The sequence below is a fragment of the Streptomyces sp. NPDC058326 genome, assembly GCF_042879855.1.
Classification (GTDB): Bacteria; Actinomycetota; Actinomycetes; order Streptomycetales; family Streptomycetaceae; genus Streptomyces.
Map to the genome: position 1 here is coordinate 85,646 of NZ_JBHVZO010000007.1, position 14,796 is coordinate 100,441.

9 protein-coding genes are annotated in these 14,796 nt (G+C 73.1%); 7 read left to right on the top strand and 2 right to left on the bottom strand.

The window, feature by feature from the left end; all coding sequences use genetic code 11:
- Positions 1-190: 190 nt before the first annotated feature.
- Entirely contained in the window at positions 191-1,408 is a 1,218-nt protein-coding gene (locus ACFVYX_RS15695) for an Ig-like domain-containing protein (RefSeq protein ID WP_389681912.1), read from the bottom strand.
- 163 nt (positions 1,409-1,571) lie between these two features.
- On the opposite strand from ACFVYX_RS15695, the gene glgX reads away from it, so the two are divergent.
- From glgX to ACFVYX_RS15710, 3 genes are all read left to right on the top strand, one after another.
- Positions 1,572-3,773: a glycogen debranching protein GlgX gene (glgX, locus tag ACFVYX_RS15700; RefSeq protein ID WP_389681913.1), complete on the top strand. Its 2,202-nt coding sequence runs from the start codon at positions 1,572-1,574 to the stop codon at positions 3,771-3,773.
- Positions 3,774-3,858: 85 nt separating this feature from the next.
- The gene (locus ACFVYX_RS15705) at positions 3,859-5,697 is read left to right on the top strand and encodes an ABC transporter ATP-binding protein (RefSeq protein WP_389681914.1); all 1,839 of its coding nucleotides are present in this window, start codon (positions 3,859-3,861) and stop codon (positions 5,695-5,697) included.
- Positions 5,694-7,547, top strand: a complete 1,854-nt coding sequence (locus ACFVYX_RS15710; RefSeq protein WP_389681916.1) for an ABC transporter ATP-binding protein — start codon at positions 5,694-5,696, stop codon at positions 7,545-7,547. The genes ACFVYX_RS15705 and ACFVYX_RS15710 overlap by 4 nt, the downstream gene beginning before the upstream one ends.
- Here ACFVYX_RS15710 and ACFVYX_RS15715 read toward each other — a convergent pair.
- Positions 7,486-9,039 carry an MFS transporter gene (locus ACFVYX_RS15715; protein WP_389682095.1) on the bottom strand — a complete coding sequence of 518 codons (1,554 nt, stop codon included), beginning with the start codon at positions 9,037-9,039 and terminating at the stop codon, positions 7,486-7,488. The two genes, ACFVYX_RS15710 and ACFVYX_RS15715, sit on opposite strands and share 62 nt — an antisense overlap.
- A 249-nt stretch (positions 9,040-9,288) precedes the next feature.
- On the opposite strand from ACFVYX_RS15715, the gene ACFVYX_RS15720 reads away from it, so the two are divergent.
- The 4 genes from ACFVYX_RS15720 to ACFVYX_RS15735 all read left to right on the top strand — a co-directional run bounded on the left by ACFVYX_RS15720 (position 9,289) and on the right by ACFVYX_RS15735 (position 14,727).
- Positions 9,289-10,194, top strand: a complete 906-nt coding sequence (locus tag ACFVYX_RS15720) for a TetR/AcrR family transcriptional regulator C-terminal domain-containing protein (RefSeq protein WP_389681917.1) — start codon at positions 9,289-9,291, stop codon at positions 10,192-10,194.
- A gap of 247 nt (positions 10,195-10,441) precedes the next feature.
- Positions 10,442-12,472 (top strand): M4 family metallopeptidase, encoded by a 2,031-nt coding sequence (locus tag ACFVYX_RS15725; protein ID WP_389681918.1) that lies wholly within the window; start codon positions 10,442-10,444, stop codon positions 12,470-12,472.
- An 88-nt stretch (positions 12,473-12,560) separates the two neighbouring features.
- Positions 12,561-13,217: a response regulator gene (locus ACFVYX_RS15730; protein ID WP_389681919.1), complete on the top strand. Its 657-nt coding sequence runs from the start codon at positions 12,561-12,563 to the stop codon at positions 13,215-13,217.
- Positions 13,210-14,727, top strand: coding sequence for a sensor histidine kinase (locus ACFVYX_RS15735; protein ID WP_389681920.1), 1,518 nt, complete (start codon positions 13,210-13,212; stop codon positions 14,725-14,727). Before ACFVYX_RS15730 ends, ACFVYX_RS15735 begins: the two co-directional genes overlap by 8 nt.
- Positions 14,728-14,796: the final 69 nt, after the last annotated feature.

The following is a 14,796-nucleotide window of genomic DNA, read 5'->3' on the forward strand; positions in this document are numbered from 1 at the left end:
CGCCAAGGCCCCACCCCCGTGCGCATCCACTCGCGCACACGGCGCAAGATAATCACACCGCAGGACACGAAAGATCCTCGTGAATGTCACCGTTCCGTCCCGATCGACCTGCTAAGGGCACGGAAGTGCCGGGCGGTGCGGGAGCGACGGGGGTCGGGTTCCTGAACTGCGGTGCGCGGGCGACCCGGGGTCAGTGCAGAGCGGAGCCGGCCTTCCACCGGTTCCACTCCATGTTCCAGCCTCCGAGGCCGTTGTCGGGAGCGACCTTTCGGTCACGCGAGTTGACCACTTCCACCACGTCGCCGATGAGCGTCCGCTCGAAGAACCAGCCCGCCGGTGACTCGGCGCTGCCGCCCTTCTCGTCCCGCAGCCCGACGCAGCCGTGGCTGACGTTGGCGGAGCCGAAGGTGTCCGGCGAGGCCCAGTAGTTGCCGTGCAGGAACGTCCCCGACTCGGTGAGCCGCATCGCGTGCGGCACGTCCTTGATGTCGTACTCGCCGCCGAAGCCGACCGTGCGCCCGTCCATCCGCGTCACGTCGTACAGCTCGGTGACGACCATCTTCCCGTTGTACGTGGTGGTCTTCGGCGCCCCCGCGGTGATCGGCAGCGTCGCCAGCACCTCGCCGTCCCTCCTGACCTCCATGGTGTGCGCGGCGGCGTCCACCAAGGACACCTGGGAGCGGCCGACGGTGAAGCCGACCGTCTTGCGCTGGATGCCGTACACGCCGGGAGCCCCCTCGACGTCCCGCAGTCCGAGCTCGACGGTGACCTTCGTGCCCGGCTGCCAGTACGCGGCCGGGCGGAAGTCGAGCCGCTCCTTCCCGAACCAGTGGCCGACGACCTCCACCGGCGGCACCGAGGTGATCCGGATGGCCCGCTCGACCTGGGCGCGGTTCTCGATCGGCCTGTTGAAGCCGAAGGAAACGATCATGCCGGTGCCGACAGTGGAACGGTTCTCCGGTTTGAAGTAGCCGATGAAGCGGCTCTCCGGCACGGCGGTGGTGAAGGTGGTGTGCCGGGCCGAGCGGCGGCCGTGCGCGTCGAGCGCGACCGCGTCCACGCTGTACTTCGCGGCCAGCGCGAGCCGGGCCTCCGGCCGGGGCCGCCAGCGCAGCCCGTCGGCGGAGATCTCCCCCGCGACCTCGGTCCGCTGGGCGTCCTCCACCTGGACGACGGTCACCCGTTCGAGCCGTCCGCTGTCCACCCTCACCTCGACCGGCCCGTCGGCCCTCACCCCGCGGCTGCCGTCCTCCGGGCTGACCCGGATGACGTCACCGGGGGCCCTCGCCTTGCCCGGCAAGGACAGGTCGATGCCCCGTTCGCCGCCGTTGCCCGTGCAGCCCACGAGGCCCGCCATCAGTCCCGCCACCGCGAGGGCGTACCTCGCCCGCTTCCATACAAGTGTCACGCTCGGCCCAACGACGGCCACCCTCCAGGGGAAACGTGCGTGCGGGTCATGTTGGGAGCGGGGCGGTGCGGGCAGAACAGGAGGAGGACACGCGCGGGAGCGGCGGCCGGGACGCCGTCGCTCCCCGGTCGTGGGGCCCGACGAGCCGCGGGAGGCCGGGACGGTGGCGAGCGCAGCCGAGCAGGAGGCGGTATCCGAGCATGCCCCGGAGCGGGCCGGCCCCCCGGTGTGGCCGGGTGCGCCGACGCCGCTCGGCGCGCGCTGCCGGGTCGGGCCCGACGGGGTGGCGGGCACGAACTTCGCCCTGTGGGCGGGCGGGGCGGAGGCCGTGGAGCTGTGCCTCTTCGCCCCGGACGGTACGGAGCGGCGGCTGCCGCTGACCGAGCTGACCCATGAGATCTGGCACGGCTTCGTGCCCGGGGTCGGGGCCGGGCAGCGGTACGGCTACCGCGTGCACGGCCGCTGGGACCCGTGGACGGGCGCCCGGTGGAACCCGGCGAAACTGCTCCTCGACCCGTACGCGCGGGCCGTAGACGGCGACTTCACGCTGCCGCCCGAGGTGTACGGGCACGTCCGGGACTGGCCGCAGCAGCACATCGCCGACACCGTCCGCGACGAGCGGGACTCCGCCCCGTTCGTCCCCAAGGGGGTCGTCGTCCTGGACGACGACGACTGGTCCGACGACCGCAGGCCCAAGACGCCCTGGCAGGACTCGGTCATCTACGAACTGCACGTCAAGGGCTTCACCCGGCTGCATCCCGGCATCCCCGAGCGGCTGCGCGGCACGTACGCCGGTCTGGCCCATCCGGCGGCGATCGAGCACCTCGTACGGCTCGGGGTGACGGCGGTGGAGCTGCTGCCGGTCCATCAGTTCGCGCACGAGGACCATCTGCTCCGGCGCGGCCTGCGCAACCACTGGGGCTACAACTCGATCGGCTACTTCGCCCCGCACGCCGGCTACTCGTCCTCCGGGACGACCGGGCAGCAGGTCGGCGAGTTCAAGCGGATGGTGCGGGCCCTGCACGAGGCCGGGATCGAGGTCATCCTCGACGTCGTCTACAACCACACGGCGGAGGCGGGCGAACTCGGCCCCACCCTCTCCCTCAAGGGCATCGACAACCGCGGCTACTACCGCCTCCAGTCCGACGCCCGCCGGTACGCCGACTACACGGGCTGCGGCAACACCCTGCACGTCGTGCAGCCGCAGGTGCTGCGGCTGATCACCGACTCCCTGCGCTACTGGGTCACGGAGATGGGCGTGGACGGCTTCCGCTTCGACCTGGCCGCGGCACTGGCCCGCTCGATGCACGACGTCGACATGCTCTCGCCCTTCCTCGCGGTGATCGCCCAGGACCCGGTCCTGCGCCGGGTCAAGCTGATCGCCGAACCGTGGGACGTGGGCAACGGCGGCTACCAGGTCGGTGCCTTCCCGCCCCTCTGGACCGAGTGGAACGACCGCTACCGGGACGCCGTACGGGACTTCTGGCGCGGGGCGCTGCCGGACGTGCGGGACCTCGGCTACCGGCTCTCCGGCTCCAGCGACCTGTACGCCTGGGGCGGGCGCCGGCCGTACGCCTCCGTCAACTTCGTCACCGCCCACGACGGCTTCACCCTGCGGGACCTCGTCACGTACGAGCGGAAGCACAACGAGGCCAACGGCGAGGGCAACCGGGACGGCACCCACGACAACCGGTCCTGGAACTGCGGGGTCGAGGGCGAGACCGACGACCCCGGGGTCAACTCCCTCCGCCTGCGACAGCTGCGCAACCTCCTCACCACCCTGCTCCTCTCCACCGGGGTCCCGATGCTCGTCGCGGGCGACGAGATGGGCCGCACCCAGGGCGGCAACAACAACGCCTACTGCCAGGACAACGAGACCGGCTGGCTCGACTGGTCCCTGCCCGACGATCCCGGCCGCGCCCAGCTCCTCGCCCTCACCCGGCGGCTGCTCGACCTGCGCCACCGCCACCCGGTGCTGCGCCGCCGGGCCTTCTTCTCCGGCCGGCCGCAGGGCGCGGACGGGCTGCGGGACCTGGCCTGGTTCGGCGCCGACGGCACGGAGATGACCGAGGGGGACTGGTACGCCCCCACGGCCACGCTCGCCCTCTACCTGTCGGGCCGTGACATACCGGGCCGGGACGGCCGCGGCGAGCAGATCACCGACGACAGCTTCCTCGCCGTCCTCCACGCGGGCCCGGACCCCCTGGACTTCCGCCTCCCGGGCCCGCCCTGGGCGGAGTCGTACGAGCTGGTCGTCGACACGGCCGACGAGGACCAGTCCGGGGCCCCCGGCACGATCCACCGGGGCGGGGGGACGCTCACGGTGGGGGCCCGGTCGGTGGTACTGCTGCGGGTCGCGACCTGAGGGCAGGGGGCGGCGGTCGGACTCGGTGGGAGCGGCCGGAAAACGGGGTGAGGGGTGTCAGTGGTGAACCGTAGGGTCGGGCCTGATGTCCGAGAAACCTGTCGCCCCAGAGCCCTCCGCGCCCGCCGCGCCCCTCTCGCCCGCCCCTTCCGCGGCCGGCGGCGCTCCCACCCGGTCCGCCGTACGTGCGCTGCTCCGTCTCTGGCCGTACGTACGGCCCGTGCGGGGGCGGCTGTTCGCGGCCGCGTTCGTCGCGGTCGTGGCCTCCTGTCTGTCACTCGTCATCCCGCTCGTCCTGAAGTGGATGGTGGACGGGCCCGTCGCGGACCGGGACCCGGGCGGGGTGTGGCTGGGGGCCCTGTATCTGCTGCTGCTCGGCATCGCCGAGGCCGTGCTCTTCGGGTTCCGGCGGTGGCTGGTGGCACGGCCGCTGTCCGGCGTCGAGGCGCGGATGCGGGCCGAGCTGTACGGCAGGCTCCAGCGGCTGCCGATCGCCTTCCATGACCGGTGGGCGTCCGGACAGCTGCTCTCGCGCGGCACGACCGATCTGATGCTGGTCCGGATGTTCCTGGCCTTCCCGCTGACGTTCCTGCTGGTCAACGGCGTGACGATCATCGCGGGTTACGTCCTGCTGCTCGCCCAGGACTGGTCGCTCGGCCTGGTGCTGCTCACCCCGGTCGTCCCGCTGGTGATCGTCTGCTCGCTCTTCGAGCGCCGGTACGGGGTGGTCGCGCGCCGCGCCCAGGACCAGGTGGGCGATCTGACGACGGTCGTGGAGGAGAGCGTCCTCGGCATCCGGATCGTGAAGGGCTTCGGCCGGCACCGCAGCCAGGCCCGCGCCTTCCGGGAGCTCGCGGGCGAGCTGCGCGGCACGGAGCTGGCCAAGGCCCGTCTCCTCGCCATGATCTGGGCGGTCATCACCTTCGTACCCGAACTGGCCATCGGGGCGGCCCTGGTGCTCGGCACGGTGCAGGTCGCGGACGGGGACCTGTCGGCGGGCACGCTCGTCGCGTTCCTGTCGACGGCCCTCGCGCTGCGCTGGCCCGTGGAGTCGATCGGCTTCCTGCTCGCGATGAGCCAGGAGGCGGCGACCGCGACGGAACGGTACTTCGAGGTGATGGACGCCGAGGAGGAACCGGACACCGCCGGGACGGGCGTGCCTGCGGACGGCCCCGGCGGGGTGCGCTTCGAGGGGGTGTCGTTCCGCTACCCGGACGCCCCGGAGGACTCCCCGCCCGTCCTGGACGGGATCGACCTGCACATCCGCCCCGGCGAGACCCTCGCCCTCGTCGGCGGCACGGGGTCCGGCAAGACCACCCTCACCGCGCTCGTACCGAGGCTGCACGAGGCGTCCGGGGGCCGCATCCTCCTCGACGGCGAGGACATCGCCCTGATGGAACGGGGACGGCTGCGGTCCCTGGTGTCGATGGCCTTCGAGGAGCCGACGCTGTTCTCGGCGAGCGTCGGCGAGAACGTCCTGATGGGCGCCGGTGACGGCGCCGGCGAGCCGGAGCTGCGGCGCGCGCTCGGCGTGGCGCAGGCGGACGGCTTCGTGGACCGGCTGCCCGAGGGCACCGCGACCCAGGTCGGCGAGCAGGGCCTGAGCCTCTCCGGCGGTCAGCGGCAGCGGCTCGCGCTCGCCCGGGCGGTCGTCGGCCGCCCCCGCTTCCTGGTTCTCGACGACCCGCTGTCGGCGCTCGACGTGCATACGGAGGCACGGGTCGAGGCGGCCCTGCGGGAGGTACTGCGGGAGACGACCGCCCTGGTCGTGGCGCACCGCCCGTCGACGGTGATGCTGGCCGACCGGGTCGCGCTGCTGTCGCGGGGCCGGATCACGGCCGTGGGCACGCACCAGGAACTGCTGCGGACCAGCGAGGAGTACGCCTGGCTGATGTCCGGCGAGGGCAAGGAGGAGGACCGATGACGGACACGATGCTCACCGCGCCGGCCGAGCGGAAGACCGCCGCGGGACCGGCCCCTGCCGGAGACCCCTTCGACCGGGACGACCTGCCCGCCCCGCCCGGGGCGACGGGCACGCTGCTCCGTTCGCTGCTCGCCGCGCACCGCGCGCGGGTCGCGTTCGCCGCCCTCGTCCTCCTCGTCAAGGAAGGAGCGGTCCAGGCGGGCCCGCTGCTCGTCGCGTACGCCATCGACAGGGGGGTCCCGGCCTTCCGGGACGGGAACCACGGCCCGGTCGTCGCGGTGGCGCTGGGCTATCTCCTCTGCGCCGCGCTGTCCGGGCTCCTCCAGTACGTCTTCGTGCGGGGAGCGGCCCGCGTCAACCAGGACGTCCTCCTGGAGCTGCGCGGCCGGATCTTCCGCCACGCCCAGGTCCTCAGCGTCGACTTCCACGAGCGCTACACCTCGGGCCGGCTGATCTCCCGCTCGACCACGGACGTCGAATCGCTCCAGGAGCTGCTCTCCGAGGGCCTCCAGGAACTGATCGGTGTCGTCCTCTCCTTCCTGTCGATCTCCGTCCTCCTGCTCTGGCTCGACCTGGGCATCGGCGCGGTGGCCGTCGCCTCCTTCCTCCCCCTGTACCTCCTCGTGCGCCTCTACCGGAAGCGCGCGGGAGCGGTCTACGCCGAGCGGTCCACGGCCATCGCGGGCGTGATCGTGAAGTTCGCGGAGACGATGAACGGCATCCGGCCGGTACGGGCGTTCCGCCGGGAGCGGGCCAACGACGCCGAGTTCGCGGCGCTCAACGTCCGGCACGAGCGCAGCAACGGCGACGCGCTCCTGGAGATGGCCCGCTATGTCGTCGGCTCACGCCTCGTGGCCAACACAGCCGTCGCCGGCATGTGTCTGTGGGGCGCCTATCGAGTGGCCTCGGGCTCCCTGGAACTGGGCGTCCTCGCGGCGGCGGTCCTCTACATGCGGCGCCTGTACGACCCGATCGACCGCCTGGGCATGTTCCTCAACTCCTACGAGTCGGCCGCCGCGTCCCTCACCAAGATCGCGGGTCTGCTGGCCCAGGAACCGGGCGTACCGGAGACGACGGCGCCCCGGGAGCTGCCCGCCCGTACCGGCACCCCCGGCCGTGAAGTCGTCTTCGACCAGGTCCGCTTCGCCTACCGCACGGGCGGCGAGGTCCTCCCCGCCTTCGACCTGACGATCCCGCCCGGCCAGACGGTGGCGGTCGTCGGGGCGACCGGCGCGGGCAAGTCGACGCTGGCCAAGCTCCTGGCCCGCTTCTACGACCCCACCGACGGGGCGGTACGGCTCGACGGCGTGGACCTCCGCGACCTGGCGACCCCGGAGCTCCGCCGAGGCGTCGTCATGGTGACGCAGGAGGCGTTCCTCTTCTCGGGCACGGTCGCCGAGAACATCGCGATCGGCCGCCCGGACGCGACCCGCGAGGAGATCGAGCAGGCCGCCCGCGCCATCGGGGCGCACGAGTTCATCGTCGGCCTCCCGGACGGCTACGACACGGACGTGCGCAAGCGGGGCGGCCGGATCTCGGCGGGCCAGCGGCAGCTGGTGGCCTTCGCCCGCGCGCTCCTGGCGGACCCGGCGGTCCTGATCCTCGACGAGGCGACCAGCTCCCTCGACGTGCCGGGCGAGCGGGCGGTGCAGCGGGCCATGGACACGGTCCTGGCGGGCCGTACGGCGGTGGTCATCGCCCACCGCCTGTCCACGGTCGAGGTGGCGGACCGGGTCCTGGTGATGGAGTCGGGCCGGATCGTCGAGGACGGCACGCCGTCGGACCTGGTCACGGGCGAGGGCCGCTACGCGGGCCTGCACCGGGCGTGGCGGGAGAGCCTGGTGGGCTGACGGACGACGACGGGCTCTCCGCCGCGCGCGCCGCAGGACGCCCGGCCTCTCCGTCGGCCGCACCCCGCAGGTCGACGGCCTCTCCGTCGCGCGCACCCCGCAGGAGGACGACCGACAGGGCGGCCGCGCCCGCCATCAGCACCGCCGCCGCGACGGCCGCCCCGGCCATCGCCTCGACGAAGGCGTCACGGGCCGCTTCGAGCACCGGCCCGGGGAAGCCCAGCGCACCCCCCAGGGTCTCGCGCGCCGCGGCGGGCGCGGAGGGGGGCATCGCGGCGGTGTAGACGGCGGCGCCGACCGATCCGAGGACCGCCATCCCGAGCGCCCCGCCCAGCTCCTGCCCCGATTCGAGGACGGCGGCGGCGGACCCGGCGCGTTCGGGCGGGGCGGCGCCGAGGGCGAGTTCGTTGGCGAGGGTCATCGCGGCGACGAGCCCGGCGGCGTACACGCAGCCGCCGGCCATCACGACCCACAGGGGCGTGGCGCGGTCGACTCCGGCGAGGCAGGCGAAGCCCGTGGCGGAGACGAGGAACCCGCCGCCCATGACGTACCCCCGGGCGACCCGCCGGGCGAGCGCCGCGGCCGTCGGCGCGGCGACGAGGACGCCACCGGTGGGGACGAGGCTCCAGAGGGCGGCCTCGAAGGGGCTCTGGCCCAGGACGGACTGCAGGTACTGGGTGAGGAAGACGGCGAAGCCGACGGTCGCGACCATGGCGAGCATGTTGACGAGGACCGAGCCGCCGTAGGCCCGCCGGCGCAGGAGGCCGAGGTCGACCATGGGGTGGGCGAGGCGGGTCTGCCTGCGGACGAAGACGACGGCGAGGAGCAGGCCCGTGGTGATGCCGAGGGCGGGCAGGGGTGCCCAGCCGTCCTCGGCGAGCTCCTTGATGCCGTGGATGAGGGGCAGCAGCGCGGCCAGGGAGAGGGCGGCGGAGGCGAGGTCGAAGCGGCCGCCGCCGGTGGCGCCCCTGGACTCCGGGAGCAGCATCGGGCCGAGGACCAGGAGCAGGGCCATGGCGGGGAGGTTGAGCAGGAAGACGCTGCCCCACCAGAAGTGTTCGAGGAGCGCTCCGCTGACGACGGGCCCGAGGGAGATGCCGCTCGCCATGACGGCGGTCCACAGGGTGACGGCCCTGGCGCGCTGGGCCGGGTCGTGGAAGAGGGTGCGGATGAGGGCGAGCGTGGACGGCATGAGGCAGGCGCCCGCGACGCCGAGGAGGGCGCGGGCGGCGATGAGGGTGCCGGGGCTGTGGGCGTAGGCGGCGGCGACGGAGGCGAGCCCGAAGAGGGCGGCGCCGCCGAGGAGGAGCCTGCGGCGGCCGACGCGGTCGCCGAGTGCGCCCATGGTGATGAGGAGTCCGGCGAGCACGAAGCCGTACATGTCGAGGATCCACAGCTGCTCGGTGGCGCCGGGACGCAGGTCGGCGGCGATGGAGGGGATCGCGAAGTAGAGGACGGAGACGTCCATGGAGACGAGGAGGAGGGGCAGCATCAGGACCCCGAGGGCGGCCCATTCGCGGCGGCCGGCGCGGGCGGGGGCGGCTTCGGGGGAGCCGTCGGAGCGGGGTTCGGGCGGGCCGCCGGGGCCGGGTTCGGGGTTCTTCGTGAGTGTCATGCGGGGAGAAGAACAGGCGTTGTGTGTACACCGCCACGCGTGCCCTAGTGCGCCTGGGCTGTGCACCCTCGAACGCCCGTGTCACCGACGTGTACGCCGTCCAGGTGCACTAGTACGCTCGCCGCCGTGACGAACGTGCCGCCCTACCTCGCCATCGCAGCCGAACTCCGCCGCCGTGTCCGGTCGGGGGAGTTCGCCCCGGGTGACCGGGTGCCGTCGACGCGGGCCATCACCCGGGAGTGGGGCGTGGCGATGGCCACGGCCACGAAGGCGCTGGGAGTGCTGCGTCAGGAGGGCCTGGTTCGGGTCGAGCCGGGGGTGGGCACAGTGGTCGTGACCACGGCGGGCACGGCGGGCGCTGACGGCGGGCCGCTGTCGCGGGAGCGGCTGGTGGAGGCGGCGCTCGAACTCGCCGACTCCGAGGGGCTGCACGCGCTGACGATGCGCCGGCTGGCTACGGTGCTCGGGGCGTCGACGATGGCGCTGTACCGCCATGTGCCGGGCAAGGCGGAGCTGGTGCGGCTGATGACGGACGCGGCCTGTGCGGAGGTGCCGCTGGGGCCGGTGCCGGCGGAGTGGCGGGCGGGTCTGGAGCAGGGGGCTCGCTGGCTGCGGGGGGTGTACGCGCGGCACCGGTGGATGGCGCACGCGATGGCCTCGTTCACGCGTCCGGTCGCGACGCCGCACGCGATGGCGTATCTGGAGTGGATGCTGCGGTCGCTGCGGGGGACTCCGCTGACGTACGCGGAGAAGCTCCACACGCATCTGCTGATCTTCGCCTACGTCCAGGGCCTGTCGATGGCCGACGATCTGGAGGAGCAGGCGCGCCAGGACACGGGGGTCTCCGGCAGCGAGTGGATGGAACAGAATGAGCCACGGCTGGACGCGATCCAGGCGAGCGGCTCGTACCCCGAGCTGAACTCGCTGACCAGCGGCGCCGATTTCGATCTGGACCTGGACGCGCTCTTCGAATTCGGGCTCCGGCGAACGCTGGACGGCGTCGCGTCCATGATCGGCGAAACGTCCGGTTAACGAACATCGACGCACGGCCATCGAACGAATTCCGGCCAACTTCCCTCCACCCTCCTGACAGGTCCCCGTCATTCCTGTCACTCTCTCCCCGGCTCTTCGCATCACCGTTCGCCGTATCACCCGAACGAGTACCGCGGTCATCCGCACGCCGGAACCGCGTCATCCGAACGTGCTCCACAGCTCTGCTTGCTCCGCCCGGACGGGCCCACCCAGTCCGCCGGTACCCCCCTCGCAAGAAGGAGTCTGCGTGAGATCCACGCCCAGCCGCCGCGCCACCGCGACCGGCGCTCTGATCGCCGCCGCCGCCATGCTCGCCGTGAGCGTCCAGACCGGATCCGCCACCGCGGCCGACGATCCCTGGACGATCGCCCCCAAGGCCCAGCAGGGCACCTCGGCGAACCCCGGCAAGCTCCCTGCCGACCTCACCCCCGCCGAGCGCACCGCGCTCATCAAGGCGGCCGACGCCGACAAGGCCGCCACGGCCAAGTCCCTCGGCCTCGGCGCCCAGGAGAAGCTGGTCGTCCGCGACGTCGTGCAGGACCGCGACGGCACGACCCACACGCGCTACGAGCGCACCTACGCCGGGCTGCCCGTCCTGGGCGGTGACCTGATCGTCGCCGAGTCCAAGGCCGGCGCGACCACCGGGGTCACCAAGTCCTCCCGCGCGGAGCTGAAGAACGTCGACCTCGCGGCCACCGTCGCCCCGGCCGCCGCCGAGAAGCAGGCCGTCGGCCTCGCCAAGGCGGAGGGCTCGAAGGAGACGGACGCCGAGCGCGCCCCGCGCAAGGTCGTCTGGATGGCGTCGGGCGCCCCCGTCCTCGCGTACGAGACCGTCGTCGGCGGCCTCCAGCACGACGGCACCCCGAACGAGCTGCACGTCGTGACGGACGCGAAGACCGGCGCGAAGCTGTACGAGTGGCAGGCCGTGCACAACGGCACCGGCAACACGCAGTACAGCGGCACGGTCACCCTCGGCACCGCGCCCTCGTACACGCTCACCGACACGACCCGCGGCAACCACAAGACGTACAACCTCAACCGGGGTACGTCCGGCACCGGGACGCTCTTCTCCGGCAGCGACGACGTCTGGGGCAACGGCAGCCCGTCGAACCTGGAGACGGCCGGCGCCGACGCCCACTACGGCGCCGCGCTCACCTGGGACTACTACAAGAACGTGCACGGCCGCGCCGGCATCCGCGGCGACGGCGTCGGCGCGTACTCCCGGGTCCACTACGGCAACGCGTACGTCAACGCCTTCTGGCAGGACTCCTGCTTCTGCATGACGTACGGCGACGGCGCGAACAACGCCAAGCCGCTCACCTCCATCGACGTGGCCGCGCACGAGATGACCCACGGCCTGACCTCCGTCACCGCCGGTCTGGTCTACAGCGGCGAGTCCGGCGGCCTCAACGAGGCCACCTCGGACATCTTCGCGGCGGCCGTCGAGTTCTACGCCAACAACGCCCAGGACCAGGGCGACTACCTCGTCGGCGAGAAGATCGACATCCGCGGCAACGGCACGCCGCTGCGGTACATGGACAAGCCCAGCAAGGACGGCTCGTCCAAGGACTACTGGTACTCCGGCATCGGCAACGTCGACGTCCACTACTCCTCGGGCCCGGCCAACCACTGGTACTACCTGCTCTCCGAGGGCAGCGGCACCAAGACCGTCAACGGCGTGACCTACGACTCGCCGACCTCCGACGGCCTGCCCGTCACCGGCATCGGCCGCGACAAGGCCTCGCTGATCTGGTTCAAGGCGCTCACCACCAAGTTCAACTCCTCCACCAACTACGCCGGCGCCCGCACGGGCACCGTCGCGGTGGCCACGGAGCTGTACGGCGCCGGCAGCCCCGAGGTGCTCGCGGTCCAGCACGCCTGGGCCGGCGTCAACGTCGGTACCCGCCCCGGCGGCACCGAGCCGCCCGTGGGCAAGGTCTTCGAGAACGCGGCCGACGTGTCCATCCCGGACAACGGCGCCGCGGTGACCTCCACGGTCAACGTCACCGGCATCGCCGGCAACGCCCCCTCGACCCTCAAGGTCGACGTGGACATCGTCCACACCTACCGCGGTGACCTCGTCGTCGACCTCGTCGCCCCCGACGGCTCGGCCTACAGCCTCAGCAACCGCTCCGGCGGCAGCGCCGACAACATCGTCCAGACCTACACCGTGAACGCCTCCTCGGAGGTCGCCAACGGCGCCTGGAAGCTCCGTGTCCAGGACAAGGCCTCGATCGACACCGGCTACATCAACAACTTCAAGCTGACCTTCCCGTAACCGGGAGGTACGCGGGGGGGCGGGCGCCCGGAGGGAACATCTCCCTCCGGGCGCCCGCGCGTCCGTGCCTCTCCGTAGGCTGGACCGCATGATCAGGGTGCTGCTGGCCGACGACGAGACGATGATCAGGGCCGGGGTGCGGGCCATTCTCGCCACCGACCCCGGGATCGAGGTGGTCGCCGAGGCCGGCGACGGCCACGAGGCCGTCGGACTCGCCCGCGAGCACCGGCCCGACGTCGTCCTCCTGGACATCCGGATGCCCCGGCTCGACGGACTCGGCGCGGCCCGGGAGCTGCGCAGGACCGTGCCCGACGCGGCCGTCGTCATGCTCACCACCTTCTCCGAGGACAGCTACATCGCCCGTGCGCTCGGCAGCGGGGTCAGCGGCTTCCTGCTGAAGTCCGGGGACCCCCGCGAACTCATCGCCGGGGTCCGGGCCGTGGCCGGGGGCGGCGCCGCCCTCTCCCCCACCGTCGCCCGCCGGGTCATCGACACCCTCGGCGGCGAACGCCTCACCCGCGCCGACGAGGCACGGACCCGCCTCGAACCGCTCACCGGCCGGGAGCGGGAGGTCGTCGCCCTCCTCGGCGCGGGACTCTCCAACCAGGAGATCGCGGACCGTCTGTACGTCGTCGAGGGCACCGTCAAGGCCCACGTGAGCGCCGTCCTCGCCCGCCTCGGCCTGCGCAACCGGGTCCAGCTCGCGGTCCTCGCGTACGAGGCGGGCCTGGTCCCCGATGCGTGAGCGCGTCTTCGACCTCCTGCTGTGGCTGCTGCTCTGCGTACCCGTCCTGCTGAGGTCGGACCCGAACGACGGCGGCAGCTGGACCCAGGTCGCCGTGGGGCTCGTGGTGCTCGCGGGCTGCGTCGCGGTCAGCCGCCGGTGGCCGCTCGTGCCGCTCGCGGTCACGGTCGCGGCGAGCCTGCCCGCCACCCTGGAGCTCTTCACCCCCTCGTACAGCCTGGCGCTCGTCGCCTTCGGGTACCTGGCGGGGCGGCGCCAGGAGCACACCCGGGCGGCCCTCTGGCTGTTCGGCGCGATCGCGGCGACGGGCCTGGTCCTCACCGCGGTCACCCACACCTCGTTCGGGCAGTGGTTCACGCTGCTGCTCGCGCTCGCCCTCGCGGTCGTCGCGCCCTGGCTGATCGGCCGTTACGTACGCCAGTACGACCGGCTCGTGCGCAGCGGCTGGGAGCTGGCCGACCGGATGGAGCGCGAACAGGCCGCCGTCGCCGACCGGGAGCGGCTGCGGGAACGCTCGCGGATCGCGGGCGACATGCACGACTCCCTCGGCCACGACCTGGCCCTGATCGCGATCCGCGCGGGCGCCCTGGAAGTCTCCCCCGACCTCGGCCCCGACCAGCAGCGGGCGGCGGGCGAGCTGCGCCGCGCGGCGGCGGACGCGACGGCCCGGCTGCGGGACATCATCGGCGTGCTGCGCGAGGACGACGCCGCCGCCCCGACGAGCCCGCCCGGCGAGACCGTCGAGGAGCTGACGGCCCGCGCCCGCGCCTCGGGTCTCGCGGTCACGCTCGACCCGACCCCCGTGCCCACCTTGCCGGGGATGTCGGGGCTCGCGCTGCACCGGGTCGTCCAGGAGGGGCTCACCAACGCGGCCAAGCACGCGCCCGGCTCCGCCGTCTCGGTGACCGTCGCCCAGGACTCGACCGACGTCCGGGTCCGGGTGATCAGCGGCCCCGGCACCGTCGAAGGCCGCCGGGGCGGGGCGCCCGCACCGGGCTCCGGCCTGGTCGGGCTCGGCGAGCGGGTGCGGCTCGCGGGCGGCACCCTCACCCACCGGGCCACCGAGGACGGCGGATTCGCCCTGACCGCGGCCCTCCCCCGCCACCCTCCCGCACCGGCGCCGCCCGCCGCGCCCACCTCGGCCCGGGAACTGGACCGGGCCCGCCGCGAGGTCCGCAAGGGCCTGGCGCGGGCGATCTGGATCCCGCTCGCGCTCCTCGCGGCGCTCGCCCTGCTGATGGCGGGGGTCGCCCTGTGGACCCAGTCCCGGTCGTACCTGGAACCGGCGGACTACGACCGGATCCGCGTCGGGCAGACGCTCACGGAGATCGACGAGGCCGCCGAGGACTGGCCCGACCACCCGCTGGACGGCCCTCCGCAGGTCGTACCGGCGGAGCCGCCCGGCATGGACGAGTGCCGGTACTACCGGTCGACGCTGCTCGCCGCGATCCCGGTGTACCGCCTCTGCTTCGTCGACGGGCACCTCGCCGACAAGGCCGAGGTGCCGTGAGCCGGCCGATCGAGGGGCCCCGAGCCGAGGGGCCGAGGCACCCCTGACGGACGCGGGGCCGAGGCGCCC

Bases quoted from the DNA above. Each gene is read 5' to 3' on its own strand.
- ACFVYX_RS15705 (WP_389681914.1), top strand. From the start codon at position 3,859: ATGTCCGAGAAACCTGTCGCCCCAGAGCCCTCCGCGCCCGCCGCGCCC.
- ACFVYX_RS15710 (WP_389681916.1), top strand. From the start codon at position 5,694: ATGACGGACACGATGCTCACCGCGCCGGCCGAGCGGAAGACCGCCGCG.
- ACFVYX_RS15715 (WP_389682095.1), bottom strand. From the start codon at position 9,039: ATGCTGCCCCTCCTCCTCGTCTCCATGGACGTCTCCGTCCTCTACTTC.
- ACFVYX_RS15730 (WP_389681919.1), top strand. From the start codon at position 12,561: ATGATCAGGGTGCTGCTGGCCGACGACGAGACGATGATCAGGGCCGGG.
- ACFVYX_RS15735 (WP_389681920.1), top strand. From the start codon at position 13,210: ATGCGTGAGCGCGTCTTCGACCTCCTGCTGTGGCTGCTGCTCTGCGTA.